This window comes from Shouchella shacheensis (genome assembly GCF_001484965.1).
GTDB classification, from domain to species: domain Bacteria; phylum Bacillota; class Bacilli; order Bacillales; family Bacillaceae_D; genus Shouchella; species Shouchella shacheensis.
In genome coordinates this window covers 18,105-44,297 of sequence record NZ_LLYY01000036.1, presented here as the reverse complement: position 1 = coordinate 44,297, position 26,193 = coordinate 18,105, and the positions used below count along the sequence as shown (strand labels likewise).

The 26,193-nt window shown below is 47.9% G+C and carries 27 protein-coding genes, 1 pseudogene and 1 riboswitch; of the genes and pseudogenes, 21 read left to right on the top strand and 7 right to left on the bottom strand.

The genetic code is table 11. The features are described 5' to 3' along the window. Positions 1 to 65: 65 nt before the first annotated feature. The 11 genes from AVZ68_RS17555 to AVZ68_RS20360 all read left to right on the top strand — a co-directional run bounded on the left by AVZ68_RS17555 (position 66) and on the right by AVZ68_RS20360 (position 11,944). On the top strand, positions 66 to 1,031 hold the full coding sequence (locus tag AVZ68_RS17555) for a GerAB/ArcD/ProY family transporter (RefSeq protein WP_059105883.1): 966 nt from the start codon (positions 66 to 68) through the stop codon (positions 1,029 to 1,031). 1,315 nt (positions 1,032 to 2,346) lie between these two features. Beyond that, a complete protein-coding gene (locus tag AVZ68_RS17550; protein WP_059105882.1) occupies positions 2,347 to 3,192 on the top strand; it encodes a DUF72 domain-containing protein in 846 nt (281 codons plus the stop codon). A 16-nt stretch (positions 3,193 to 3,208) separates the two neighbouring features. Next, positions 3,209 to 4,039, top strand: a complete 831-nt coding sequence (locus AVZ68_RS17545; RefSeq protein WP_059105881.1) for a sulfite exporter TauE/SafE family protein — start codon at positions 3,209 to 3,211, stop codon at positions 4,037 to 4,039. 52 nt (positions 4,040 to 4,091) lie between these two features. Then, positions 4,092 to 5,459, top strand: coding sequence for a bifunctional metallophosphatase/5'-nucleotidase (locus AVZ68_RS17540; RefSeq protein WP_059105880.1), 1,368 nt, complete (start codon positions 4,092 to 4,094; stop codon positions 5,457 to 5,459). A 61-nt stretch (positions 5,460 to 5,520) separates the two neighbouring features. Beyond that, the gene (locus tag AVZ68_RS17535) at positions 5,521 to 5,832 is read left to right on the top strand and encodes a YunC family protein (RefSeq protein WP_059105879.1); all 312 of its coding nucleotides are present in this window, start codon (positions 5,521 to 5,523) and stop codon (positions 5,830 to 5,832) included. Positions 5,833 to 5,873: 41 nt separating this feature from the next. Next, positions 5,874 to 6,668, top strand: a complete 795-nt coding sequence (locus AVZ68_RS17530; protein WP_059105878.1) for a thymidylate synthase — start codon at positions 5,874 to 5,876, stop codon at positions 6,666 to 6,668. Beyond that, complete coding sequence (locus tag AVZ68_RS17525; protein ID WP_059105877.1) at positions 6,665 to 7,147, top strand: dihydrofolate reductase; 483 nt, start codon at positions 6,665 to 6,667, stop codon at positions 7,145 to 7,147. The genes AVZ68_RS17530 and AVZ68_RS17525 overlap by 4 nt, the downstream gene beginning before the upstream one ends. 65 nt (positions 7,148 to 7,212) lie before the next feature. Continuing rightward, the gene (gene yunB, locus AVZ68_RS17520) at positions 7,213 to 7,968 is read left to right on the top strand and encodes a sporulation protein YunB (protein ID WP_059105876.1); all 756 of its coding nucleotides are present in this window, start codon (positions 7,213 to 7,215) and stop codon (positions 7,966 to 7,968) included. A gap of 67 nt (positions 7,969 to 8,035) precedes the next feature. After that, positions 8,036 to 8,206, top strand: a riboswitch (Lysine riboswitch). A 120-nt stretch (positions 8,207 to 8,326) separates the two neighbouring features. After that, complete coding sequence (locus tag AVZ68_RS17515; RefSeq protein ID WP_059105875.1) at positions 8,327 to 9,949, top strand: Na+/H+ antiporter NhaC family protein; 1,623 nt, start codon at positions 8,327 to 8,329, stop codon at positions 9,947 to 9,949. Between the two features lie 370 nt (positions 9,950 to 10,319). Continuing rightward, positions 10,320 to 11,825 carry a sodium-dependent transporter gene (locus AVZ68_RS17510; RefSeq protein WP_059105874.1) on the top strand — a complete coding sequence of 502 codons (1,506 nt, stop codon included), beginning with the start codon at positions 10,320 to 10,322 and terminating at the stop codon, positions 11,823 to 11,825. Between the two features lie 2 nt (positions 11,826 to 11,827). Continuing rightward, positions 11,828 to 11,944 (top strand): methionine/alanine import family NSS transporter small subunit, encoded by a 117-nt coding sequence (locus AVZ68_RS20360; protein WP_157404700.1) that lies wholly within the window; start codon positions 11,828 to 11,830, stop codon positions 11,942 to 11,944. Between the two features lie 79 nt (positions 11,945 to 12,023). Here AVZ68_RS20360 and AVZ68_RS17505 read toward each other — a convergent pair whose 3' ends face one another. Then, on the bottom strand, positions 12,024 to 13,019 hold the full coding sequence (locus tag AVZ68_RS17505) for a M23 family metallopeptidase (RefSeq protein ID WP_059105873.1): 996 nt from the start codon (positions 13,017 to 13,019) through the stop codon (positions 12,024 to 12,026). 287 nt (positions 13,020 to 13,306) lie between these two features. On the opposite strand from AVZ68_RS17505, the gene lipA reads away from it, so the two are divergent. Then, entirely contained in the window at positions 13,307 to 14,236 is a 930-nt protein-coding gene (lipA, locus tag AVZ68_RS17500) for a lipoyl synthase (RefSeq protein WP_059105872.1), read from the top strand. 309 nt (positions 14,237 to 14,545) lie between these two features. On the opposite strand, the gene AVZ68_RS17490 is transcribed toward lipA, so the two are convergent. Further along, positions 14,546 to 15,172, bottom strand: a complete 627-nt coding sequence (locus AVZ68_RS17490) for a YhcN/YlaJ family sporulation lipoprotein (protein WP_059105870.1) — start codon at positions 15,170 to 15,172, stop codon at positions 14,546 to 14,548. A 133-nt stretch (positions 15,173 to 15,305) separates the two neighbouring features. Here AVZ68_RS17490 and AVZ68_RS17485 point away from each other — a divergent pair, with 133 nt between their 5' ends. Continuing rightward, entirely contained in the window at positions 15,306 to 15,596 is a 291-nt protein-coding gene (locus AVZ68_RS17485; RefSeq protein WP_059105869.1) for a YutD family protein, read from the top strand. 39 nt (positions 15,597 to 15,635) lie between these two features. Here the strand turns inward: AVZ68_RS17485 and AVZ68_RS17480 are convergent, their stop codons facing one another. Then, complete coding sequence (locus AVZ68_RS17480) at positions 15,636 to 15,884, bottom strand: hypothetical protein (RefSeq protein ID WP_059105868.1); 249 nt, start codon at positions 15,882 to 15,884, stop codon at positions 15,636 to 15,638. Between the two features lie 104 nt (positions 15,885 to 15,988). On the opposite strand from AVZ68_RS17480, the gene AVZ68_RS17475 reads away from it, so the two are divergent. From AVZ68_RS17475 to AVZ68_RS17465, 3 genes are all read left to right on the top strand, one after another. Beyond that, positions 15,989 to 16,441, top strand: a complete 453-nt coding sequence (locus AVZ68_RS17475; protein WP_059105867.1) for a DUF86 domain-containing protein — start codon at positions 15,989 to 15,991, stop codon at positions 16,439 to 16,441. A 37-nt stretch (positions 16,442 to 16,478) separates the two neighbouring features. Next, positions 16,479 to 17,123 carry a helix-turn-helix transcriptional regulator gene (locus tag AVZ68_RS17470; RefSeq protein ID WP_059105866.1) on the top strand — a complete coding sequence of 215 codons (645 nt, stop codon included), beginning with the start codon at positions 16,479 to 16,481 and terminating at the stop codon, positions 17,121 to 17,123. An 82-nt stretch (positions 17,124 to 17,205) separates the two neighbouring features. Continuing rightward, complete coding sequence (locus tag AVZ68_RS17465; protein WP_059105865.1) at positions 17,206 to 17,970, top strand: TIGR01457 family HAD-type hydrolase; 765 nt, start codon at positions 17,206 to 17,208, stop codon at positions 17,968 to 17,970. Positions 17,971 to 17,973: 3 nt separating this feature from the next. On the opposite strand, the gene AVZ68_RS17460 is transcribed toward AVZ68_RS17465, so the two are convergent. After that, a complete protein-coding gene (locus tag AVZ68_RS17460; RefSeq protein WP_059105864.1) occupies positions 17,974 to 18,474 on the bottom strand; it encodes a phosphatidylglycerophosphatase A family protein in 501 nt (166 codons plus the stop codon). Positions 18,475 to 18,652: 178 nt separating this feature from the next. Between AVZ68_RS17460 and yutH the strand changes: the two genes are divergently transcribed. From yutH to thrB, 4 genes are all read left to right on the top strand, one after another. Beyond that, positions 18,653 to 19,705 carry a spore coat putative kinase YutH gene (gene yutH / locus AVZ68_RS17455; RefSeq protein WP_059105863.1) on the top strand — a complete coding sequence of 351 codons (1,053 nt, stop codon included), beginning with the start codon at positions 18,653 to 18,655 and terminating at the stop codon, positions 19,703 to 19,705. 207 nt (positions 19,706 to 19,912) lie between these two features. Further along, on the top strand, positions 19,913 to 21,208 hold the full coding sequence (locus AVZ68_RS17450; RefSeq protein WP_059105862.1) for a homoserine dehydrogenase: 1,296 nt from the start codon (positions 19,913 to 19,915) through the stop codon (positions 21,206 to 21,208). Positions 21,209 to 21,210: 2 nt separating this feature from the next. After that, a complete protein-coding gene (gene thrC, locus AVZ68_RS17445) occupies positions 21,211 to 22,278 on the top strand; it encodes a threonine synthase (protein WP_059105861.1) in 1,068 nt (355 codons plus the stop codon). Continuing rightward, entirely contained in the window at positions 22,275 to 23,180 is a 906-nt protein-coding gene (gene thrB, locus AVZ68_RS17440; protein WP_059105860.1) for a homoserine kinase, read from the top strand. Before thrC ends, thrB begins: the two co-directional genes overlap by 4 nt. Before the next feature lie 159 nt (positions 23,181 to 23,339). Here the strand turns inward: thrB and AVZ68_RS17435 are convergent, their stop codons facing one another. After that, positions 23,340 to 23,576, bottom strand: a complete 237-nt coding sequence (locus AVZ68_RS17435) for a NifU family protein (RefSeq protein WP_059105859.1) — start codon at positions 23,574 to 23,576, stop codon at positions 23,340 to 23,342. A 149-nt stretch (positions 23,577 to 23,725) separates the two neighbouring features. Between AVZ68_RS17435 and AVZ68_RS17430 the strand changes: the two genes are divergently transcribed. Beyond that, the gene (locus AVZ68_RS17430; protein WP_059105858.1) at positions 23,726 to 24,034 is read left to right on the top strand and encodes a DUF1462 family protein; all 309 of its coding nucleotides are present in this window, start codon (positions 23,726 to 23,728) and stop codon (positions 24,032 to 24,034) included. 324 nt (positions 24,035 to 24,358) lie between these two features. On the opposite strand, the gene AVZ68_RS17425 is transcribed toward AVZ68_RS17430, so the two are convergent. Beyond that, complete coding sequence (locus tag AVZ68_RS17425) at positions 24,359 to 25,426, bottom strand: NAD(P)/FAD-dependent oxidoreductase (RefSeq protein ID WP_059105886.1); 1,068 nt, start codon at positions 25,424 to 25,426, stop codon at positions 24,359 to 24,361. Positions 25,427 to 25,825: 399 nt separating this feature from the next. Continuing rightward, a pseudogene (locus AVZ68_RS20785) lies at positions 25,826 to 25,993 on the bottom strand (TetR/AcrR family transcriptional regulator); the annotation flags it as partial. Between the last annotated feature and the right edge of the window lie 200 nt (positions 25,994 to 26,193).

The following is a 26,193-nucleotide window of genomic DNA, read 5'->3' as shown; positions in this document are numbered from 1 at the left end:
TAAGTAATTCCCGTCCTTTTATCGGTTTGATATACAATTGCAGGCATGTATAGATAACGGCGATCATGATTGTAGGTGTCGGTCTACTCGTTGTCTGGTTCTACGTCAAACTAGGGCTGATGTTTCCCGGTAAGACGTTTGTCGGAATGAATGAAACTTTATTTGGAAAATGGTTCGGCAAAATGATTTCTGTTGGCTTTGTTTACATGATGCTGCACTCTGCGGCTTCTCTGTTGTTCTACTCAGGGAATTTTATGGCACTCCATCTCTTGCCGGAAACGCCGATGGAAGCGATTGAGGTTGTCATGGCGATGGTGATGGTGATAGGTGCACGTCTTGGAATTGAGACGTTCAGCGGTACCGCTGAAATTTTCATTTTCTTTTTTTCGATTCTTTTTATCCTCTTGACCGTATTTCTTCTTCCTGAAATAAAGATTGAAAATCTCCAGCCCATCTTTGAAACGGACATGAAAGCGATGCTAAGAGCAACCTTTATCTCTGCAGAAAGTATTATATTTCCTGTGGTGGCGTTATTCATGATTTTCCCTGCGTTTGTGAACCAAACGAAAACCGTAGGAAAGCATTTTCTCACTGGGTATTTGATCGGGGGGCTTGCGATCATCGTCATTATCTTATTAAGCGTACCCGTACTTGGCGCTGATGTCACGGCCAGGCAACAATATCCAAGCTATGTATTGGCACGGAAAATCAATGTCGGCAACTTTTTTCAACGGGTTGAAGCGTTTTTAGCGCTCACGTGGTTTATCTTGGTCTATTTTAAAATGCTTCTTTACTTTTATGCAGGGGCATTAGGTCTCTCGCAAATCTTGAATTTAAAAGGGTATCGTCCTCTGACGTTCCCTTTAGGGATGATTGTCGTTGTTCTATCAACCATCATCTATCCTACTGTCACATATCAACAGAATTGGGATCGGGATATTTCAACGATGATTTGGTTTCTACTTGGGATAATATTGCCCCTTATTATGTTGACAGTGGGAATCGTTAAAAAGAAGAATAAACGCCCATAAATTGAAGAAGATCTTCAAGAAAGAGGTTTATTTATGAAGATAATCATGGGCGGAATGATGTAAATTGGCTAACAGCAGAAGCCTATTAATTCAACTAAAAGCAATTGAAAACCTTTATCGCACAAAAGGGTGCTAGGTAGGAAAAGATTATCTTCAATTATGAGAGCAGTCAGTTATGGCTGTTGCACAGTATGGTAGGACTATTTATTTTCATATTTGTGAAAAATCAAGAAGTAAAGCAAGCTTCGTACGCTGGTTCGAATGTTATTTTTATAAATAATTCGCTTATAAGTAAAATGGAAAGTAAGTTCTTTAAATATCTTTTCGAAGTGGAATTCTTAGGGGGAACCTTAGTAGAGGTTTCTAACAGTGTGTCTGTAAGCAGAAATTAGATATTAAAGAGAAGTTCGAGGGAATGATGGATTACCTTTTTGCCTTTTTCTAAAAAAAATATCGAACATTAATGTTTTTGTTAGTGTTCGTTTCAGATAATAACCGAGGGCTTAGTGGGAGTTAAATCCCGTAGAGGTTCGAGTCCTTTCAATAGCACCAACCCCAAATATAACAATACCAAGGGTTTCACGACCTTTGGTTTTTTTTTATGCGTTCAGATGGTTATGATGATGATAATGTGGTATTGTCAAAAGAGCCGGATTATCAGGAGCATAAGGGCGAGGAAATATAACTAAGCAACTTTAGTGGATGCCTAGTTATACATTTACCATACCTTGCGTAACTGAAGGGCCGTATTGTAGAACAACGATTAGATTTGTTATTAATTGTAAACGTCGCACAAGCTCGATATACGAAATGGCTCTGCAAAATAATAAGACTTGTCTAAACTATGGACGGCATGATATAAATCATTTATTAGTAAAAGAGAACCGAAAAATCATTAGTAAAACAGCTCCATATCGTTTTATTTAGGGAGGTGCCTGTTGTAGTGACACCTCATTTTTATCCTTATATCCACCGTGTTTAACTTGTCCGTTTTTTGCCCGGTTTGATTTGAATTTTTTTGATACGTTCTGATAAACTGATCTCTGAAACCCTCATTTTAATAAGGATTTGAGTCGTGCTTGATGTTCTTTGAATACTATATTTAAGTTTTGAAATGGAAGGTTCAATCGGTTAAAGTGGGGAAAGCGAGCCTTTATGAGGTTCGCTTTTTCTCTTTAAAAGGGAATCATGAGGATGTAGAGCGTAAACTAGCCCCTGGCGGATGGTGTAGATGGAGAATGTTTGTTACCAGAGGGAAGGGCTCTCGCTTTTCTCTACATAAAATTAAAAGGTTTTGCAAGAGAGGTGATCGCAGATGATCTCCATTGGGTTGACTGGATGGGGAGATCATGATTCGCTGTATGAGAGTGCTGGGTCGTCTGAGAAGCTGCAGACATATGCTGGACATTTTCCAATTGTCGAGCTGGATTCTTCGTTCTATGCAGTGCAGCCCCTCTCCAATATGAGAAAGTGGGTGCGGGAAACGCCGGCCTCGTTTCAATTTATTGTCAAGGCGTATCAAGGGATGACAGGGCACCAGCGCGGGGAGCCAACCTTTGAAACAAAGGAAGAGATGTTCACGGTATTTAAGGAATCGCTTAAGCCACTCATAGAGGCAGGGAAGCTAGCAATGGTCTTATGTCAATTTCCTCCCTGGTTTGATCTGCAAAAGAACCATGTGCAGGCCGTTCGCTATGTGCGCGAGCAGCTTAAAGGCTTCCCATGCGCGCTGGAATTTCGGCATCAGTCTTGGTTTTCGCCGCAGTTCAAGGAGCGAACGCTACAGTACATGCGTGAAGACAACTGGATTCACAGCGTTTGCGATGAGCCTCAAGCTGGAGCTGGCTCAGTGCCAACGGTGCTTGAGCCTACGTGTGTGGAGAAGACGCTTGTCCGTTTTCACGGGCGCAATGTACACGGCTGGAGTGGTCCAAGGAATGGCGAGAATTGGCGGGAAGTGCGGTATTTGTATCAGTACAATAAGCTTGAGCTCGAAGAATGGAAGGAAAAGATAGCGTATCTTAATGAACGCAGCAAGCATATTTATGTCGTTTTTAACAACAACTCCGGTGGACATGCGGCAGGAAACGCCCGACAGTTTATTGAGATGCTCGGCATCGAATATACGGATCTCGCGCCTCGGCAGCTCGACTTGTTCTAGAGAAAGGAACGACGGCATGGAATGGATACTGCTTGTTATTATGGGGCTCGTTGCTGGTACATTTGGCAGTTTGCTCGGACTTGGAGGGGGACTTATTGTTGTCCCTGCGCTCATTATGCTTGGCAGTCAATTTGATAGCCTGGCGTATACCCCTCCACAAGTGGCAGCGGGTACCTCTCTTTTTGTAATGATATTTACAGGGATCTCCTCAACGCTTTCTTATTTGAAGCAAAAAACGGTGGACTATAAAAGTGCCTTTCTCTTCTTTGTCGGCATCGCTCCAGGCACAGTGCTTGGCGTCATCGCCAGTCGCTTTGTGGATACGGAGCTTTTCTTTTTATACTTTGGGCTTTTCATGCTGGTGGTCGTCGGAAGTTTGTTTTTGCGCGGAAACCTTCGGCAGGGGAGCGGGATGAGCAAAGGGGTCACACGCAGCTACATTGATGAAACGGGCGAGAGACAAACGTATGGTTACCGTCCAAGCGTCGCCATTAGTCTCTCGGTTTTTATTGGCTTTGTTTCCAGTCTTTTCGGTGTCGGTGGTGGGGCGTTGGTCGTGCCTGTGATGATCGTATTATTCGGGTTTCCGGCCCGAACGGCAGTGGCTACCTCCATGCTCGTTATTTTCCTTTCGGCTGTATCAGGGTCCGTGAGTCATTTGGTTGCTGGTCATATCGCGTGGCTGTATGCACTCGCGCTCATTCCCGGTGCTTGGTTCGGAGGCCAGCTTGGTGCGTGGATGAACCGAAAACTATCAAGTGCCATGCTTGTTCATGTTTTGCGCGTCATGTTTTTATTACTGGCACTCAGGTTTGTGTATCAGGGAATCACAGGGAGCGGACTTTGACGAGTTGAGATGGTATCATTAATGGTAGAGAGATTTTTGGAGGGAGTCACACATGTCAAAGCGGCTGAAATTGTATTACAGTAACGATATTCACAGTGGCTTTGACTACTGGCCGAATATTGTCGGGCATGTGAGAAAAAACCGAGATGCTCTAACGCGTTTTCTCGATTTGGGTGACCATGCGGATCGCGTCAACCCGATGACTGAGGCGACGGCTGGGCTCGGGAACATTCGTCTTCTCAATGCGGCAGGTGTTGACTATGCGACGCTTGGCAACAACGAGGGCGTAACGTTCTCGAAGGAAATGACCCACGCGATGTATGAAGCTGCCAATTTTCCTGTCCTCGTTGCGAACATGATTGATACGAAGACGGGAGCTAGGCCTTCGTGGATGGAACCTTTTGCGACAGAGACGATGCCAAACGGAATAAAGGTAGGGTATATTGGCTACACCGCGCCAATGGTCGATTTCTACAATGAGATCGGCTGGACATTGGAGGCTAGCTTTGAGATTTTGGAGCGTCTTGTGGCAAAGTTGCGTCCCGAGGTCGACGCGTTGATTATGCTCTCCCATCTCGGTCTATTTCGCGATGAGGAGATCGCCAAGACGATCCCGGAGATTGATATCATTATAGGAGCCCACACGCACCATGTGTTAGAGAGAGGAAAGCGGGTGGGCCATACACTCATTACGCAGGCTGGTAAACACGGACGTTACTTAGGAGAGCTCAACCTTTTCTTCTCCGAGACCTCCCATAAACTGCAGCGAGCGGAAACGGAGCTCTTAGAAACGTCCGTGCTAGCACCTGATGAAGCAACGGCAGCCCTTTTGGCAGAGTTGACGGAGGAAGCGATGATGGCGCTCAATCAGCCAGCAGCAGAGCTCGCACGGCCGCTTCCTGTTTCCTGGCAAGAGGTATCGGAAGGGGGACAACTCCTCTGTGATGAGCTTGTGAACTGGTGTGAGTGCCAGCTTGGCATGATGAGTTCGGGCGTATTGCTTGAAACGTTGCATGCAGGAGAACTCACATATGGGGATTTGCACCGAATTTGCCCGCATCCCATTAACCCATGTGTCGTTGAACTGACAGGTGCTGAGCTAAAGTCGACAATTGAGCGCGCTCATACCGATGAAATACGAGAGCTCGAGCTTAAAGGCTTTGGTTTTCGCGGAAAAGTTCTTGGGGTCACGCTCTTTACAGGATTTGATATCGAACTCTCGCCGAGTGGGAACGTGATGGACATTCGCGTTTTTGGAGAGCCGTTGAAAAAGGAAAAGACCTATTTGCTTGCGACCCTTGACATGTACACCTTTGGTTTTTTGTTCCCGGATATTGCTGCTGCGAAAAAGAAGGAATACTTTCTCCCTGAGTTTCTTCGCGATGTTCTTCTTTCGATGGTAAAAAAACAAGCAATGTGATGCACGCATGCGCCCATTGCATCATAGTCTGTGAGGAATCAGATGAAAAGGAGTGGTCGTAATGGTGGAAATGTCGCCAATCGTCGTCAATGGAGAGCAGTTTGTAGCCATAACCGTGAAACTTCCAAAGACAAACTTCATGGCGGTTACGTGCGAAGCAGGCTACATTATGTGTGGGGCGCTTGATGTCGGCCTTTTAAATGAAAAGTTAGCGGATCGCGGAATTATGGCGGGGAGGGCCGTAGGCGTTCGTACCATCGAGCAGCTTCTTGACGCTCCATTAGAATCGGTGACATATGCGTGTGAAGACATTGGCATCAGCGCCGGGACAATGGGAAGAGACGCGCTTGTGAAAATGGCAAAGTCGCAGTAAGATGACTGTCCAAATATGAACTAGAAAAGGTGAAAGTAGAGATGAAGCAGTATTTGCAACTATGCGAGCACGTGCTAAAGGCCGGCTCGCAAAAATCTGATCGGACAGGCACTGGCACAGTGAGCACATTTGGCTATCAAATGCGCGTTGATTTGCAAGAAGGGTTTCCTCTTGTGACAACAAAAAAACTGCATTTACGCTCGATCATTCATGAACTTCTTTGGTTTCTGAAGGGAGACACGAACGTTCGTTATTTGCAGGAAAACGGTGTGCGCATTTGGAATGAATGGGCGGACGAAGACGGGGAATTGGGGCCTGTCTACGGAAAGCAGTGGCGCTCGTGGGAAGGGGCAAACGGGGAGGTTGTCGACCAAATTTCGGACGTGCTCCGACAAATTAAGACCAACCCTGATTCGAGGCGCCTGATTGTCAGCGCATGGAATCCGGCAGAAGTGGACCAAATGGCACTCGCCCCTTGTCACTGCCTGTTTCAGTTCTACGTGAATGATGGCAAGCTTTCCTGCCAGCTTTACCAGCGCAGTGCCGACATCTTTCTTGGTGTGCCTTTTAACATTGCTTCGTATGCCTTGCTGACGATGATGATGGCGCAAGCTTGCGATCTTGAGCCTGGCGATTTCGTTCATACGCTTGGAGACGCGCACTTGTATTCCAACCACTTGGAGCAAGCGAAGCTTCAGCTAACGAGAGAGCCGCGGCCACTGCCGAAAATGGTCCTCAATCCGGAAGTGAAGGACCTATTCGCGTTCACATTCGATGATTTCAAACTCGAAGGCTACGATCCCCATCCGCATATTAAGGCACAGGTGTCAGTATGATTTCTTTTGTGTATGCGATGGATCAGGAAAGGGCAATTGGCAAGAATAATGAGTTGCCCTGGTATTTGCCTGCGGACTTGCGCCATTTCAAGCAAGTCACGACCGGGCACACCATTGTGATGGGAAGGAAAACCTATCAATCGATTGGCAAACCGTTGCCAAACAGAAAAAACGTGGTTCTCACCCGCGATGCTAATTTTACAGCGGAGGGCGTGAAAGTGATCCATAGTAAAAAAGAGCTGCTGGATCTTGCCTCCAGTGAGGAAGAGACGTTTGTCATTGGTGGGGCTGAACTTTTTAAACTGCTTTGGGATGTAAGTGACAAGCAATATGTGACCGTGATTGAACATGTGTTTGACGGTGATACATTTGCTCCAGGAATCGATGAACGTAAATGGGAACTTGTCGAATCCGTGCGTGGGACGATGGATGAGAAAAATCGCTATCCTCACGAGTTTCGGACATATATAAGGCATTAGCTCGTGTAATTTTTTGGTCAAACTCCCAGCGCCACTGCATAAGAATTGTAGTGGAGGTGGTGGAAGTGAAAAAGTGGAAGACACAGCCAATCAAGCAGCAGCGACAAAGAGGGCCGCTTCCTTTTCGCTATGTGCTCCTCATTTCCTTGCTCGTTTTTGCCATACTTACAGTTCTAGGGCTTCGGTACGTCGACCAACAACTTCGTCCAGTTCTAACAGAAATTGCTAGTGTGGAAATCGACCGAATTGCTAACCATGCCATTCATGAAGCGCTCTCCCATCAGTTGGGGGACTATGATATGTCTGAAATGATTCTAATTGACGAAAACGGTACCTTCCAGGCTGACTCTCGTATGTACAATGAAGTTATGGGCAACGCGATTGGAGAAGTTCACAGTGTGTTGAATCAAATTCAAGCTGGAGAGATGAATAGCGAGGGGGGCGAAGGGGATATCGTCTATAGCATCCCGCTTGGCCGTGCGCTAAATAATGCGCTCTTAAACGATCTTGGTCCACCGATTCCGATTCGCTTTCAGACGGTTAGTGATGCGAAAGTTGATATGGTGGACGAAATAGAACGAGTCGGGATTAATAATACGAGAGTATCGTTAAGTATGGAAGTGGATGTAAGGGTGCAAGTGATTCTTCCTTTTAGCGTGGCAACAGAAAACGTAAGCGTCACGCTCCCTGCGGGTCTTGCGGTTATCCCAGGGGAGGTACCGAACTATTACATGGAAGGAGGGCAGGGCGGATCGATTCTCCCGCCCGCTCCAGCCATTCCTGCAGAAGAAATAGAACAGGAAGAAAATAACGGCCCGTAATCCATTGATGCTTGCCTAGATCTGTGGTAGGATCAGTTTGAAAAATGAATAGAACGCCTTGTCTAGATGATGAGGTAGAGGTGCAAAAATGAAGAGTATGCTTTCGGAGCCAGGCAGCGACGAGGGAAGCAGAAAGGCATTTTTGCCGAAGCAGGAAAGGGGCCACTCTTTTCTCAGCTGGGACGGCATTCAACAGGTGCCGGACTGCCACAAATAGTTGTGGAGAACTACAAGCGACGGGGCTGTTTGTTGCATGACAATGACAGAGTTCTTCTGTGATTGTCTTTTTTTTGTCTAGCTATGGCGAGTGATCGACCCGCCTGAACTTTTGTGACAACCTCTCTTGAAAGGAGAAACTATGACTGAAACGATCTATTCACTTATTCCACCAGTGCTTGCGCTGCTGCTAGTCATTGTAACGAGGCGTGTCTTTCTATCACTTGGCATCGCGATTCTCGTCGGGGCGCTAATGGCCTTTGACTTTCAGCCGTTCAAGGCGCTTGCAGGCATTTTTCAAACCATTGCCGGATTTATCTTTTCGTTTGAAGCCGTAGACGCACCGAGGTTTGGGGGTGTGGTGTCGGCAATCGCTGAAAGTGGATTTGCGCTCAACGACTGGGAGCTCTTGATTATGCTCTTCCTGCTTTTTCTCGGAATGCTTGCAAGCCTCGTCACCTTTTCGGGCGGCAGCAAGGCGTTTGCGGACTGGGCTGCAAAGCGGATGCAGACGCGTAAAAGCTCGCTTTTTCTACCGGTGATTTTAGGAATCGTTATTTTTATTGATGATTATTTTAACAGCTTGACGGTAGGAAACATCAGCCGTCCGGTGACTGACCGCTTTCGCGTGTCGCGGGCGAAACTTGCTTACATTGTCGACTCCACAGCGGCGCCTGTATGCGTCATAATGCCGCTCTCAAGCTGGGGGGCTTTTATCATCGGAACGATGGCTTCCATTCTCGCCACATATGGCATTACCGATTATAGCGGGTTCCAGGCCTTCCTTTATACGATCCCGATGAATTTGTATGCCATTGTCGCTCTTTCGCTTGTTGTCCTTGTGATCGTGTTTAATTTGGACGTAGGGCTAATGCGAACGCATGAGGAAAGAGCGCAGTCGACGGGGGCGTTAACCGATCCGAAAAAAGGTAGGCCTGCGGGGGATGTTGGCGAAACGGAGACACTCAAAGGCGGGCGCATTGGCCATTTGTTTTACCCGATTCTCGCCCTCGTTATCTCTACTGTTTCGCTGTTATTCTATACGGGAGCAGTGGGGGCTCGAGGAGATGGTGTGACTGTATCGCTCCTCTCGATGCTTGAGTATACAGACATCGGGCTTTCCCTTGTGATGGGAGGAATCATTGGTTTTGTGGTAGCCTTGCTTTCTATCCTGTTTGCTAAGCCAACAACCTCTAAGTTGAACGCTGCGCTCTTGGCTGGTCTGAAGTCGATGATGCCTGCCATTGGGATTTTGCTCCTTGCCTGGACAACGATTGAGATGATTGACCGTCTTGGGACAGGCGCGTACCTTGCTTCATTAGTGGATGGCAGCGTCGATGTACGCTTGCTTCCGGCAATGATTTTCGTTGTTGCTGGAGTCACGGCAGTTGCAACAGGAACCTCGTGGGGAACGTTTGGGATTTTGCTCCCCATTGCGGGAGAGATGGCGAACACCCTTGATGTAACGATGATCATTCCAATGTTTGCAGCGGTTCTCGCAGGCTCGATCTTTGGTGATCATATTTCTCCGATATCGGATACGACGATTTTATCCTCAGCCGGATCCGGGAGCGATCATATGGATCACGTTATGACACAGCTGCCGTACGCGATTCTAGCTGCTGTGATCTCCTTTTTCGCCTTTATTGGCCTGGGCTATGGTAATGTCTGGACAGGTCTTGCGACGGCATTCGTTTTGCTGCTAGTAGCGATTCTAATTCTTCTTGGCATCAACAAACAAGCAAAGAAAAGCGTTCCTTTTTAGGGCGCTTTTTTGTCTAGCTTCGGTGCCGACTCCGTTTCTTCACCAAGACCGGGCTTAATCCTGCCGTCGCTCCAGAACTTGTCGCTCGTGTGCAGGGCGCCTGCGCCTTTCTTGATCCAGCTGCGGCGGGTAGGAGCTCGAGATTTTTCAGTCCTGACACGAAATTCTCGCTCCTGCCCAACCCGCCTGCGCTTTTTCTTCTTTTTATTTTTTGACAAATAGGACGGGATTAATTATAATCAAGAGAATGTTCGACAATTCTCTACAATTTAATCACTTGAATGTTCAAATAGTTTTGATTCATTCGAGATAAAGTGTGGAATAATTCGAACTACATAGCACTATTATAGTAGCAAAGGAGTGATGAGACATGGCTCAAAGGGAACAATGGGGGACGCGTGCAGGGTTTATTTTAGCTGCGGTCGGTTCTGCCGTCGGACTTGGAAACATCTGGCGTTTTCCCTATGTTGCGTATGAAAACGGAGGAGGTGCCTTTTTAATTCCGTATTTGTTTGCCGTTCTTACAGCAGGAATTCCACTTCTGTTAATGGAGTTCTCAATCGGGCAAAAATACAGAGGCTCCGCACCGCTTTCCTATGCACGTTTGAACAAGAAGGCTGAGTGGATTGGCTGGTGGCAAGTCGCCATTTCGTTTGTCGTTTCAACGTACTATGCTGTTATTGTTGCGTGGGCGCTATCCTATGCAGTCTTTGCTTTTAATCAAAGCTGGGGGAGCGACACCGAGGCGCACTTTTTTGGTAATTATTTGAGCGCCACGGATGCTGGTGTTCTTGGAAGTTTAAATCCAAACGTTCTTATTCCATTAGTAATTGTCTGGGGAGCCGTTTTTGCCATTATGCTTGCTGGCGTGAAGAAAGGGATTGAGTGGGCAAATCGTATTTTCATCCCGTTGCTAGTTATTATGTTTTTAATTATTGTTATTCGCGCTCTCACACTTGACGGGGCCCTTGACGGGTTAAACGCTTTTTTTGAACCGAATTGGGAAGCGATGGCCGCTCCGGGGGTTTGGATCGCTGCCTACGGTCACATTTTCTTTAGCTTATCGATTGGGTTTGCGATCATGATCACGTATTCGAGCTATTTGCCGAAGAAAACAGATCTGAATAACAGTGGGTTTATTATGGCTTTTAGTAATTCAAGCTTTGAACTTCTCGCCGGGATTGGGGTCTTTGCCGCTCTCGGGTTCATGGCGGCGACTGCAGGAGTCGCCGTTGATGAAGTGGTGGCGAGCGGAATTGGGCTCGCGTTCATTGTTTTTCCGGAAATCGTAAACAACATGCCTGGGTTCGGCAGTGCCTTTGGCGTCCTGTTCTTTAGCTGTTTGGCCCTAGCAGGAATCTCGTCACTCATTTCGATTTCCGAAACGTATGTTTCCGGCGTGAAGGACAAATTTAACGTCTCCCGAACCACATCCGTCTTGATGGGCGTTGGTCTTGCGGCTCTTATATCGCTTGTCTACGCCACGCAAGGAGGGATCAATGTCCTTGATGCAGTTGATTACTTCATCAACCAATTCGGAATTGCTTTTGCAGGACTTATCTCTGTTGTCGTGGTCGCGTGGTTCTTGCGTAAGCTGCCAACGTTACAAAACCATATGAATGAGGTTTCTGATTTTAAAGTTGGGTCTTGGTGGAAAATTTGCTTGTTGTTCGTCACACCAATCGTTCTTGGGGTTATCTTTACGCTTAATTTGGTCGAAAACCTTCAGTCTAACTACGGTGATATGCCGACATGGTTCTTATTAGTAAGCGGCTGGGGTGTAGCTAGTGCAGCACTAATCGTCGGTCTCGTTTTCTCGGCGATCAAATGGCCAACAAGGACGCTTACGCCTAACCAAGATGAAGAGGAGGGCTAAAAATGAGCGCAAGTGCGATAGTGATGATGATTGTTGGGGTTGGCATTCTATGGGGGGGTCTGGTTGCAAGCATGCTCTATGCACACAAAGTCGGAAAACAAAAAAAACAACAACAGTAAAACGAGAAAGAACCGATGAACATGATGTTCGTCGGTTCTTTCTGAATTCGAGGGCTGCTCGCCGTCTCGTTTTTCCTGGTTATTTTTCCGCTTTTGCTGCGCGCTCCCACTGTTTTAGTGATGAATACGGGTCAAACGACCATTCGGTCACCCCGTTATCACGATACATGCCGTAGTGGAGGTGAGGTGGGAATTTCCCTTGTGTGCCAGGTTTCCCATAGCCGGAGCTTCCGCAATAGCCAATGACTTGTCCGGCTTCGACAATGGAGCCTTCTTCGAGTCCATCTTCAAAGCCACTCAAATGGGCGTAATAGTGATAAACATTGTCTAAATCGCGAATGCCGACGCGCCAGCCACCATAGGGGTTCCAGCCCATTGTCTCCACAATCCCGTAAGAAGAAGATTGAATGGGAACGTTGTAATTGGCAAAAATGTCTGTACCTTCATGGATTCGGCGCCCGCCCCAGCCACGACGATCGCCCCATGTGCTTCTGTAGCTGTAATTATGGTGCAAAGGCATGACAAACGAATGCTCATGCAAGTTAAGATGCTTATATTTTTTAAAGACCTCAGCATGTCCGGAGATAATGTTAACGGATTGCTCTCGCTCGTAAAAGTGCCAAAGCGCAATGCGAAAATCTTCCTTTGAATAGCCGTACGATTCTAAGAAACGGGCGAATGTGTAGAGAACGTCCTCATCATCCTCAAGGCTTGCAGTGCCGTCCCCATTCCCGTCTAGCCCAATGCCGTCAAAGAGACTTATCGAAATGGGATCTTCGTCATTTGGGTTTGGATTGATGGCCCCGACCCAATGCTCAGGCTCGTAATAAATCGATATGAGCCCCTCTGCCTCCGGGCGGTCGCGTAGTGCCTTCCGCAGTCCACGCTCATACGTATCAACGGCCGCTAGAAAATACCAGGGGACGCTCGTAATGGTTTCCATTTTTTGATACAGCGCCATGCGTTCACTGTCGAGTTGCTCCTGGTCCTGCTCCGAAGAAGCGCGGGCTTCGGGGATAAGAGATAGGAAAAGCAGAAGGAAGGCGAGGAAGGCCAAGCAAAAGCGTTTTAACACGGAATACCCCTTCCTTTCTTATTGATTGTGCTGTTAGTGTTGACTTCAGATAGTGGAAATACAACTGAAAATCGTTGGCAAGTTTATGAAAAAGGATGCAAATAGGGAGAGCGGAGTCATAGGCCTCTCTGGTCAGTGCCCCTGCGCCCTGAGTCTTATGAGAAATATGAGCTCGTACCTCTCTAAGAAGAAAAACTTGAGCATGGGCTTGGTCAATAGCTATTATTCGTGGTACGATTTATAGGAAGTAGAGCGATACTTTTTTGTGGAAAGGATGGGAAAGGCGAATGGCAAGCAATAGCAAAGAAACGAAAGAAGAACACCAACGCAAGCCAGAATGGTTGAAAATTAAGCTAAACACGAATGAATCGTATACAGGTTTAAAGAAAATGATGCGCGAAAAGAAACTACATACCGTGTGTGAAGAAGCGCGCTGTCCAAATATACACGAGTGTTGGGCTGTACGAAAAACGGCTACATTTATGATTTTGGGAGACATCTGCACCCGGGGCTGTCGTTTCTGTGCTGTTAAAACCGGATTGCCAACGGAACTCGACCTCGAAGAACCAGAACGTGTAGCCGATTCTGTTGAGCAAATGGGCTTAAAGCATGTCGTGATCACAGCTGTAGCACGTGACGATCTGAAAGACGACGGCGCCAGTGTCTTTGCAGAAACCGTGCGCGCGGTTAGACGAAGAAACCCGTTTTGCACGATTGAAGTGCTGCCGTCCGACATGTCTGGAAATGAAACCAGTCTACAAATATTGATGGACGCGCGTCCGAACATTATGAATCACAATATCGAGACCGTACGCCGTCTAACACCGAAAGTACGTGCTCGGGCAAAATATGACCGCACGCTTGAATTTTTGCGTCGTGCCAAAGAAATGCACGCAGACATTCCAACGAAATCTAGTCTTATGATCGGGCTTGGAGAGACAAAAGAAGAAATCATCGAAACCATGGATGATCTTCGGGCGAACGATGTCGATATTATGACCATCGGCCAATATTTACAGCCGACGAAAAAACACCTAAAAGTTGTTAAATACTACCACCCTGACGAATTCGCTGAACTAAAGGAAATCGCATTAAGCAAAGGCTTCAGTCACTGTGAGGCTGGACCACTTGTACGTTCCTCCTATCACGCCGACGAGCAAGTCAATCAAGCACAAGTAAATGAAGAAGCCAAAAAAGTCCAAAGCGAACACGTGTGATACGAAAAGCGAAGGCGGGTTGGGCAGGAGCGAGAATTTTGGAGGCCTGACAAAAGAAATCCCGGTATTGGATTTCGTTTTCAGGGCGAAAAATCTCGAAGCTCCCTACCCGCCGCAGCTGGATCAAGAAAAGCGAAGGCGCCCTGCACACGAGCGACAAGTTCTGGAGCGACGGCAGGATCAAGCCTGGTTTTGGCTTGATCTGGCGGTGTGAAGAAACCTCGAGCGAGTGGGCGCCGCAGCTGGACAAAGAAAAGCGAAGGCGGGCAAAATAAAGCAGAGAAGCGACAGCAATCGCTTCTCTGTTTTTTAATTGTTCTCCAATTCTTGATGTTTTTTCCTCATGATGTTCATATCGCGGTCTTTGTCTTCCTCGACGTTGCCTTGAGGGTGCTGTTTCATCTCCTCAATCGTTTCTTCAATCATGTTGGCGTAGTCGTTGTTATTAGAGGAGAGGGTTTGGTAGCGTTCAATATCATCGACCATTTCATGATCATCGGCAACATACACTTGGTAATAGCTGGGCAAGGCCGATAATGCCGTTCGCTTTACTTGGTCGGCAGCAAGTTCCTCTGATTTTTCCTCGTGGTCGGCGCTGTAAACGACGAGTGCGTATTTGTCCGTAATTAATGTAGCGGCTTGTTCAATTTCTTCGTTCGTAAGGACAAGACGTGAAATGCCATCAGCCAACATATCGCGGTCAAACGCCATGGCAAGTCCGTGTTCGTTATCCTCTTCGACTTCTGAACGATCATAGCGAGCGAAGCCGAAACTGTCGTTCATATGGTCGGTGTCGTAGGCAGTACCTCTTGCTGTTTGTCTAGGGTGATTGGTTTGAGTGATGGACTGACTGCTTGTGTTCCCGTCTTGTCCACATCCTGCTAAGAGGAGGAGAACGCTTAAAACGACGAACAGTGGTTTTTGAACAACTTTCATGTATGTGTAACCTCCTTTTACGATGTAGGGTGACCGAAATAATTGAGGCTTACCCGTGTAATAAATGGGAGAAGGAAAACAGGCGTAATCTATGATAAACTGGGGAAAAGCACGCTGAATCTGGGGTGAAAACATGGTAACGATTTATGGCGCTGAATTCGAGGTCCTTCAGAACGAGCGAAATGGCTGGGATGAGGAAGCTTTCAAAGAACGATATAGTGATATATTGAATAAATACGACTATATCGTTGGCGATTGGGGGTATAATCAACTGCGGCTGCGCGGGTTCTTCGATGACAAAAATAAAAAGTCGACCTTTGATAAAAAAATCAGCACATTGCCCGATTACTTATACGAGTACTGCAATTTTGGTTGCGCTTATTTTGTTGTGAAACGAATGAAGAAGCAGGACGGGAAAAAATAAGAAGCGGAGCGAGAGGGCTCCACTTCTGGTGAGATGCCCTTATTTGGGCGGGTGATGGTTTGGAAACTTTCTCGGGCGTCCTTCGTGAAACGCTTTGTCTTCGTAGTTGAAGGCACTGTAGCTACGCTGACCAGGCTCCCAGGGCGTTTGTTTGCTCTTAACAGGAGTGTCTTTTTTAATCGGAGACCCGTAAGGACCTTCGGGCGTATGTTGAGCGCTGACGTAATCATGCATGACTTCAACATTCGAAAAATCATGGTACGTATCGTCTTTGGATTTCTTCTCCATTAGCGAACACCTCCTGTATTTAGGTTTCTCAAGGGCAGAGTAGAAATGCGTTTTAAACATTTCCAACCAGCATGCCTGAATTTTAATAAAGAGGGAGAATGTGGATGTACTTTGTAGATCGCAAAAAGATGGAAGCGACGCTTTTGTATATGGAAAAGCTGACACCACTTATGGGCACTATGGACGACGATCAAACGATGAAGAATGCCCTTGCGTCTGAACGACTGGCGATGGTGATGATTGAGTCCGTCATCGATGTTGGCAATCAAATGATTGATGGCTTTATTATGCGAGACCCTGGCGGCTATGAGGATATTGTTGACATTTTGCATGATGAGTCGGTGATAGAAAAAAATCAGGCCGAGGAGTTAAAAACGCTGATTCGCTTTCGCAAAAAGCTCACGTATGAGTTTGTCGATCTAAAGCCAAGTGAAGTTGTCGCTGTGCTAAAGGAGAGTGCGTCAGGAATACAAGACTTTCCAGAGGCTATTCGTGCTTATCTGCGCAATGAGCTTGGCCCTGTCTCCGCTTTTTTGCCTTCGGAAGAAGAAGTCTAGACGCTCCTTTGGCTATCCTTTAAAATGGAGGGCAAGGATGGTGATTAGGGTGGCTGACACAACGCTCGTTTCTACGCGGGGCGTCATTTTAAACATGTTGAAGCGGAACCGTGAACAAACCGTTGCGGAGTTAGCAGTAGGCCTGAACGTTACCGAAATGGCTGTAAGGCGTCATCTGGGGGGACTTGAACAAGAAGGACTCATAGCCGGGGTGACCATACGTCAGGCGATAGGGCGTCCCAAGCAAAAATATAGCCTGACGTTTAAGGGAGAAGAGCAGTTTCCAAGGAAGTACGGAGACCTCTCTCTTGGGTTGCTGCAAGACCTTGAAGAAATGAGTGGAACAGACGTTGTAAACCAGCTTTTTGAGCGCAGAAAAGAAAAGCTGTACGAGCAGTACAAAGGGTTGATGAAAGGCTCGTTTGAAGAACGCGTGGCCGCCCTTGCGGCAATTCAAGATGAGAATGGGTACATGGTGGAATGGGAGCAGGCCGAGGGTACCATTACCTTTGTGGAGCGCAACTGTCCCATTGCCGTTATTGCCAAAGAGTTCCCGATCGCCTGTGTGTGTGAACGCAAGCTCTTTGAGGAGCTTTTAGATACGGAGCATGTCAAGAGAATTTCGTGCATTGCAGAAGACAATGGCGATACGCGCTGCGAGTACATTGTGAAACGCGCATAAGAAAGGCTCCTGCATGAAAAACGCCCTTGATCCTGCTATCACTCAAGGGCGTTCATTTTTCCCAAGAACAGGGGGAGACAGAATGTCAACCTATAAAGGCTATATGTTTGATCTGGATGGAACGGTCTATCATGGGAATAAAGCAATTGAGAGTGCCATCTCGTTCATTCAAGATCTTGCAAGAATGGAGATTCCCTACTTATTTGTCACCAATAACTCGACGAGACGTCCAGAAGACGTTGCTGTCAAGCTGAGGGAAATGGGCGTCTGGGCTCAAGCGAATCATGTGTACACCTCAAGCATGGCGACAGCCGCATTGCTTGCTCGGACCCATTCGAGTGCACGCGTCTTTGCCGTTGGTGAAGAAGGGCTCCTGCATGCTTTGCAGGGAGCAGGCATGAAGCTTGTAGAGGATCAACCAGATGTGGTTGTGATGGGGCTTGACCGCGACTTTACTTATGAGAAGCTAAGCCGTGCTGTTCGTTTTGTGCATCAGGGCGCTCGCTTTTATGCGACGAATCAAGACACCATGCTTACTACGGAGGCGGGGCGTGTGGCGGGCAACGGGGCGCTCGCGGCGGCGGTCGCCTTTGCAACGCAAACAGAGCCTACAGTGGTTGGCAAGCCACAAGCGCATATTATGGACGGGGCACTGGAAGTGCTCCATCTTTCCAAAAAGGAAGTGGTGATGGTTGGCGACAATTATGCCACGGACATTTTGGCAGGCATTCGAGCGGGCATTGACACGATTCATGTACAAACCGGAATCTCACCGAAAGAAGAGGTTGCCCTCATGCCAGAGCAGCCCACGTTCTCGATTCGCTCGCTTGGCGACTGGATTCTGTAACTGCTATTCTGTTTTTGCTTCGCTGTGAGCGAGGCGGCTAGAAGCGGCAGCGGCGATGGCACCAACAATATCGTCCAAAAACGTATGACAAGAGCCTTGAGATTTGTCGTTTAGTTTCTGCAGAATCCCTGGTTTTAATTTGTCGATATACCCATAGTTCGTAAAGCCAATCGACCCGTACACATTGACAATGGAAAGTGCAACAATTTCATCCACCCCGTACAATCCCTCGTCCCGCTCTAAGATACCAAGAAGCGGAGCATCCATTTTTTTCTCCTCGGTCAGAACATCCAATTGAATTCCCGTCAAAATTGCGTTCTGTACTTCGCGTTTGGACAGGACACGGTCAACGTTATGTTCACATACCTCCATAGTTAAGCCGGGGTGGTACTTTTCCTGCAAGAAAAAGACGAGCTCGGCTAGATCTTTCATCGTCACGCCTCGCTCGACCAGTCGTTCACGTGCTCGTTTCTCGACCTCTCGTTGCAGCTGCTCTTCGTTCATGTGAACACTCTCCTTAAAAGAAAACGTCCTCCTGAGTGTTAGGACAACCATTCGATCAGACATTTCGCTCTGGCTCAGGGTTCTTGTTCGTTTTCTTTCTAGTCTACGAGCTGGATACACATTTTATGCGGCTGGGTCATAGACTAGAAAACAAAGTCCCCGAGAAGGAGGAGAGGACGTGCTTGAACGGAATGTGTATGACCACTATCTTTTGTACTGTGAAGAACGGTTCGCTGTAGGCCCCTATGAAGGATTTCAAAGCGGTGGGCAGTCCTACTTACTTATCCCGAAAGAAGAGTGTGCAACAGAAGAAAACGAAATGGTCGCCTTTTCCTCTTATATGCGCGAATCTGGCGACGATTCCGTACTGGAACTTGTGCCAACACGACACAATCAGAGATCCGCTTTTCTTGATGGTCAGGAGATGTATGTATTTGCGCTTCCGCAGCCGGAAAGAGGAGGTTTAAGGACACCGCGTATCGAGTCACCACGGGATCTAGGCGGACAGCTACACTCTTGGCATAGCTCAGGTCAGCAAGGGAAGATGAAGTGGAAGAAGGCCGCGGTGAGTCGCTGGCCGGATTTGTGGGAGAGGCGCTTAGAGCAGCTGGAAGAATGGTATGGAGCCATACTTAATCAGGGACCAGAGACGGAAGTAGATGAAGCGTTTTTGCTCACGTATCCATACTTCATGGGAATGGCGGAGAATGCCATACAGTATGCGGTCGACACAGAGCTGGACGTTCGCATGACCGATCAGGACGCGGCAACCATCTGTCATCGGCGTTTTTCTGAGGCAACCTGGCTTTATGTAGACGAACGGGGGCATATTGTCAAACCACCGACCGCATTCATTTACGATCACCCGGCGAGAGATATCGCTGAGTGGCTCCGCGAGCAGCGCACTCTTGAAGGGCGTTCCGAAAAATGGCAAAATATCACCACTTTTTTGGCTGGCTACGAAGAGACACAGGACATTACGCCTTTTACCTGGCAGCTTACCTATGCTCGCCTTGTTTTACCGCTACCTTATTTCGAGATCATCGAGGATTACTACCGTTCTCAGCTTCCGAATGAAAAACGGGAAATCGCTGAAAAATTTACAATGCTTCTAAACGGCGAAAAGGAAAATGAACAGTTTCTTGGGGAACTGGCAGAGGAAGGGAAAATCAGACGTACGGCGGGAATGCCGTACTTGAACTGGACGCCGACAACACGAGCAATAGAGTAAAGCCACCTGCCTTTATGGGCCAGGTGGTTTTTTTAGACTCTTCATTGCAAGGGAAGTGGCGCCTTGGGCGACCAAATTTTTTGCTTTTCCCGTTGCCTAATTTTTAAGATTCTCTTGTTTTTGCTGACGGTGAGGCTTATAATGTCCTTTATAAGAATACATTTGTATATCTAAAAGAGACAAAACTATTCATTAGGAGTGGAGAGTATGGAGCAGCCCGTTCGCGTTGGGCTTTTAGGACTTGGTACAGTGGGAACAGGAGTTGTTTCCATTATCACACGGCATCAACATGAACTCAGTCACCAAGTAGGTAGACCAGTGGAGATTACGAAAGTACTTGTTAGGGATTTGGAAAGAAACCGGGGCGCCAACCTTCCGAAAGACTTGCTCACTGAGCATGCGGAGGAAGTCGTGACAAGTGAAGACGTCGATGTTGTCATTGAAGTGATGGGTGGGATCGAGTACACAAAGGGACTGATGGAACAGGCCCTTAAAAATAAGAAGCATGTGGTGACAGCCAACAAGGATTTGATGGCAGAACACGGGGCTGATCTGCTTGCGCTGGCCGCGAGGGAAGGCTGTGACCTATACTACGAAGCGAGCGTCGCCGGGGGAATCCCCATTCTCCGTAGTCTGACAGAAGGCCTGTCGGCGGATCGTATTACGAAAATGATGGGTATTGTCAATGGCACAACCAACTACATTTTAACGAAAATGAGCGGGGAAGGCCGTGCGTATGAAGACGTTCTTCAAGAGGCCAAGCAGCTTGGGTTTGCCGAAGCCGATCCCACCGCCGATGTGGAGGGGCTGGATGCGGCAAGGAAAATGGCGATTTTAGCGACGCTTGGATTCTCTGCCCCAGTTCAGCTAGAGGACGTGACCGTTAAAGGGATCTCCGCTGTGACCAAAACCGATCTTTATTATAGCAACCAGCTTGGGTACACGATGAAGTTGATTGGCATTGCAAAACGAGATGAAGGGCGACTTGAAGTGAGCGTAGAACCTACCTTGCTGCCAAAGGAGCATCCGCTTGCAAGCGTGCAAAACGAATACAACGCGGTTTACGTCTACGGAGAAGCGGTAGGGGAGACGATGTTCTACGGCCCTGGCGCTGGTTCTTTGCCGACGGCGACAGCAGTTGTTAGTGACCTTGTATCGGTGATGAAGAACATGCGCTTTAGAGTGAACGGACATTCTGGAACGAAACCGCTGTACGAAGCAGACTTAAAGGCAGAGAAAGAAAAACAGTCACAGTTCTTTATCAGGCTTTATGTTGCAGATCAAACAGGAACATTCAAAACGATCACATCCTTATTTGCAGACTACGATGTAAGCTTTGAGAAATTGCTGCAGCTCCCGGTGGAAGGTGAGGAGCTGGCTGAGATTATCATCATTACGCATCAAACCAATCGTGAAGCTTACGGAGAATTACTTGAGCGACTAGCAAGCCTAGAAGTTGTCAGGAATGTAGCCAGTTGCTACCGAGTTGAAGGAGGGAATTAATCGTGGCACAGTGGAAGGGACTTTTGCACGAATACCAATCATATTTACCTGTGAGTGAAAAAACACCGAAACTTTCGCTTTGTGAGGGGAACACACCACTCATCCCGCTTGAGCGTCTTTCCGAAGAGTGGGGCGTGGAGCTCCATGTTAAATACGACGGTGCCAATCCTACCGGTTCCTTCAAGGACCGTGGGATGGTGCTAGCTGTTGCGAAAGCGAAGGAAGAAGGATCGAAGGCGATTATTTGTGCGTCCACAGGCAATACGTCCGCTGCGGCCGCAGCGTATGGGACGCGCGCAGGTTTGAAAACCATTGTCGTCATTCCAAAAGGGAAAATTGCCCTCGGAAAGTTAGCGCAGGCGGCCATGTACGGCGCCGAGATCATTGAAATCGACGGCAATTTCGATGAGGCGCTCAAGCTGGTGCGTGAGCTGAGCGAGACGGAGCCGATTACGCTTGTGAACTCGGTTAACCCGTATAGGCTTGAAGGACAGAAAACAGCGGCTTTTGAAGTTTGTGACGCCCTTGGTCAAGCACCGGATGTGCTTTGCATTCCGGTCGGAAACGCTGGCAATATTTCGGCCTACTGGAAGGGCTTTAAAGAATACAACGACAAGAAGGGCACAGGATTGCCAGAAATGCGAGGTTTTGAAGCTGAGGGAGCGGCGGCGATCGTCAAGGGTGAGGTCATTAAAGAACCGGAAACGATTGCGACGGCGATCCGCATTGGAAATCCAGCAAGCTGGAGCCTGGCTGTTAACGCCGCAAGTGAATCCAAAGGCGGGATTGACTTTGTGACCGATGACGAAATTGTTGACGCGTACAAAAAAATGGCCAGCACGGAAGGCGTCTTTGCTGAACCGGGCTCGTGTGCATCGCTTGCTGGCCTGAAAAAAGCGATAGATGCAGGGGCGATTGCGAAAGGTTCAAAGGTGGTGTGCGTGCTGACAGGCAATGGACTCAAAGACCCGACTACAGCGATCGATGTTAAAAACGTTGAGCCAACGACGATTGAGGCAAGCAAGGAATCCTTGCGAAACTATTTGCTTTCTGGTGAGGCGGTACGATGATGTTTTTTATTCGCGTTCCCGCTAGTTCAGCAAACCTTGGACCCGGTTTTGATTCCATAGGCTTGGCCGTGAACCGCTACTTGCACTTGGAGGTGGAGGTTGCCGATAAGTGGCAATTTCATAGCACGTCTCCGGGACTTGAGAACATCGGAGACGACAACCTAATTACGGATGTGGTCCATTTTGTGGAAGTAAAGTATGGATTTTCTGTTCCTCCGTGCCGAGTGAAGATGGAAAGCGACATCCCACTTGCAAGAGGACTCGGCAGCAGTGCTGCGGCAACGGTGGCTGGCATTGACCTCGCGCTTTATTTTTATGATCAACCGGTCTCAAAACAAGAAAAAGCAAGGCTTGCAAGTGTGTGGGAAGGCCACCCTGACAATGTTTCCGCATCGGTATACGGAGGGCTAGTCATTGGGACTCACGCTGAGACCGAAACCCATGTTCTTTCCGTTGGAGCCCCAGATGTGGAGCTCGTTTGTCTTGTGCCGGGAGAGGAATTGAAAACACGGCAGGCCCGCTCCGTGCTTCCTGACGTTCTTGCCTACAAACATGCGGTACGCGCTAGCAGTGTCGCCAACGTCTTAACAGCGGCCATTTTGCAGGGAAACTGGGAGCTTGCCGGAGAAATGATGATGCGTGATGAGTTCCATCAGCCACATCGCGCCGCTCTCGTGCCGATGCTATCCGATGTATTTCAATTCGTCGAAGGAGATCAAGATGCCTACGGAGCAGCGCTCAGCGGCGCTGGCCCTGCCATTTTATGCTTTGCGAGAAAGGGAAGTGGAGCGAGACTCGCTCGTCGTCTGAAGAAAGCATTTGCCGTTGAAACGGTTGATGTTCTTAAACCCGCCTCCGTTGGCTCTGCTGTCACGGTCGCCCAGGGGATAGGAAAAACGTAGGGGGGCTGGTCAGTCTTGAAGGTTTGACAAAAGAAATTCTGACCTTGGATCTCGTTGTCTAAGCGAAGGAACCTCGGACAGTCGCGCTGCATCTACATCACGATTTAACGACAATCACATCAAAAAAGCGCCCCACTGATACCAGCGGGGCGCTTTGTATTAAAAGACTTGTTCGATCTCCGTTATTCCTGGCACCTCTTCGAGAAGAGCGCGCTCAATTCCTGCTTTTAATGTGATTGTGGAGCTTGGGCAAGAACCGCATGCGCCGAGTAGACGTACTCTGACAATGCCGTCTTCCACTTCAACAAGTTCTACGTCTCCGCCATCACGCAGCAAGAAAGGACGAAGCTTATCCAACACTTCTTGTACTTGCTCAAATTCTGTTGTTGTTTCCATCACTAACACTCCTTTCTTCCTTTCCTCTTATTATAATAGCCTTTGCAGAAAAAATCCATGCCTGTGCTCAATTCTTTTTACGAAACGTATCATTGTCAAGGCGATCAATTGTAAGGTAAGATTTCTATAAATGTTCTGGAGGTGCAAACATGAGTCCTATCCAATTAACGGTCTACGGCGCAGAACAAAAATGCGCAAGCTGTGTGCATTTGCCAAGTGCACTTGAAACAAAGGAGTGGCTGGAAGCGGCCTTGCAAAGAAAGTTCCCAGTCAAGGGTTTGCACGTAACCTATGTAGATATCGAAAAGCCTGAAGGGGAAGAGCAAACGCGTTTTTCAAAGGCCATTTTAGATGAAGAGTATTTTTACCCGCTTGTTGTTTTAAATGGCGAGGTGATCGCTGAAGGGAATCCAAGTTTGAAAGTGGTGTCTGGAAAAGTCGAAGCGATTGAGGCTTAAAACGACGAGACGGACACGCCTCGTCGTTTTTCCTTTTATACAGTCCTTGCTCGCTTCTGCCCCCCGTCTCCGCCTTTCTTGATCCAGCTGCGGCGGGTAGAAGCTCGAGATTTTTCAGTCCTGACAACGAAATCCAAGTTCGGGATTTCTCAGTCAGGCCTTCCAAAATTCTCGCTTCTCCCAACCCGCCTCCGCCTTTCTTGATCTAGCTACGGCGGGTAGGAGCTCGAGATTTTTCAGTTCTGACACGAAATCCAAGGTCGGGATTTCTTAGTCAGACCTTCCAAAATTCTCGCTTCTGCCCAACCCGCCTCCGCCTTTCTATCAACCTGAGTAATATTTATACATCCACAGCACGCCGCTTTTGAGAATCCGTGCAACTCTGCCGGTGAGCGGACGTTCGCCCATCATGCCAAATCCGTGCTTTTTGCCGAGGGAGCCGAGAACGCCTTTTAGTTTAATGCGCGGCATTTCTTCCGGTAGAGCATCGCCTTTCCACTGAGCCTTGAGAATGGTGACGATTTGCTCTGCTTGCCCTTCGGCGAGCTGTGCACTGGGCGCTTGGCTCAAGCTGGCGCAGTCACCAACAACAAAAACGTCAGGGTAGTTAGGAATAAAGTGTTGAGGCGTTAGCTTGATGCGGCCGCCTTGGCCTTTTTCCACATCGAGCGCCCGTACGACGTTAACGGGCTGGACGCCAGCGGTCCAAATGACGGCGTCAGTTTCAATGCGTTCGTCGTGATTGTAGATCGCGCCTGGTTCGACTTTTGTTATATTGGACTTGCTTGAGACGTCAACGCCGTGATCGATGAACCAATTTTGCACATACGTGCTAAGCTTTTTGGGAAACTGGGAAAGAATAATCTCGCCTCGATCAAACAGTCGAATGCTCAGGTCCGGGCGGCTTTCTCTCAGTTCACTGGCAAGCTCTACGCCGCTTAGGCCAGCGCCGACGATTGAAACAGTGCCTTCCGGTCGTACGTTATTTAACGTCTCATACGTCCGCCGCGTAGCGCCCATGGTCTGAATGCTATGGGTATACGTGTCTGCGCCAGGCACGCCGTGGTACTTATCTGTACAGCCGAGGCCGATGATCAATTTGTCAAACTCCACCGCTTCTCCTGTCTCTAGGGAAACTTTATTTTCATCAATATCAATTTCACTTATTGTCGCATATTTCACTTTCAGTCTGGCATCTTCAGGAAACGAAACACGAAGATGGTGGTCCGAAGCTGTTCCTGCCGCAAGTGCATAATACTCCGTTTTTAAGCAGTGGTAGGGCAACTGGTCAATGAGAATGATTTCCCAGTCTTTCGGTAGATCATTCGGTAGAAGGCGCTGCATGATGCGCATTCCTCCGTATCCAGCTCCTAGTACGACGAGTTTCTTCATATGAGAAGGTCTCCTTTTTTGTAAAATGGATTCAAAGCTTGCTTCAACGAGCGTCATGACTTTATTAACAAGCGCGATTCGCGTTGGTTCGTTTCCGTAGGCGTGCAACCCATAAGAGAAATGGCTATTTAAAATATGGACCCACGTATCCAGTGACAGCGCCTCCTTTAACTCATCTTTTGCATCCGAAAGAAGCGTATACCAATGTATAAAAAGCAACTGGTCATTCTCGGCCGCATGCTTCCAAATATGAATGGTTAGTTTCGGGTGAACATCGTAGTCGCTTAGAAAATAAAGGAGACTGGCGCGCACACGAGGAAGCAAGGCGAGCGAATCGAGAGGAGGGGCTGCTATGTAGGATTTCACCCCTTCAAGACGTTCCTCTGCGAGCGCATGCATAATCGATTCCTTCGTTGGAAAGTGGTTAAAGAATGTGCCTTTGGCAACGTTTGCAGTTTGGGTGATTTCTTGAACGGTAGTACTTTGAAAGCCTTGATCGTGAAACAAGGACTCGGCCGCTTGTAAAATAGTCTTCCTCGTCTTTAACTTTTTGCCTCGTTCACTCATAGTTATGCCACGTTAGCGTGAGGTGGCAATCTCACCTCATTCCTAGCCAAAAAAATGACCCTGGTCAGTTTTGATTATAACGAGGATTTGTGATTTCGACAACCGGTAGTGACGTTTTGTTACAAAAAACAGCGCGATTAGTAGACTATTCCGCAGTAAGCGAGATATGAAACATTGCTGATGCCGTATTTTTCTTGATG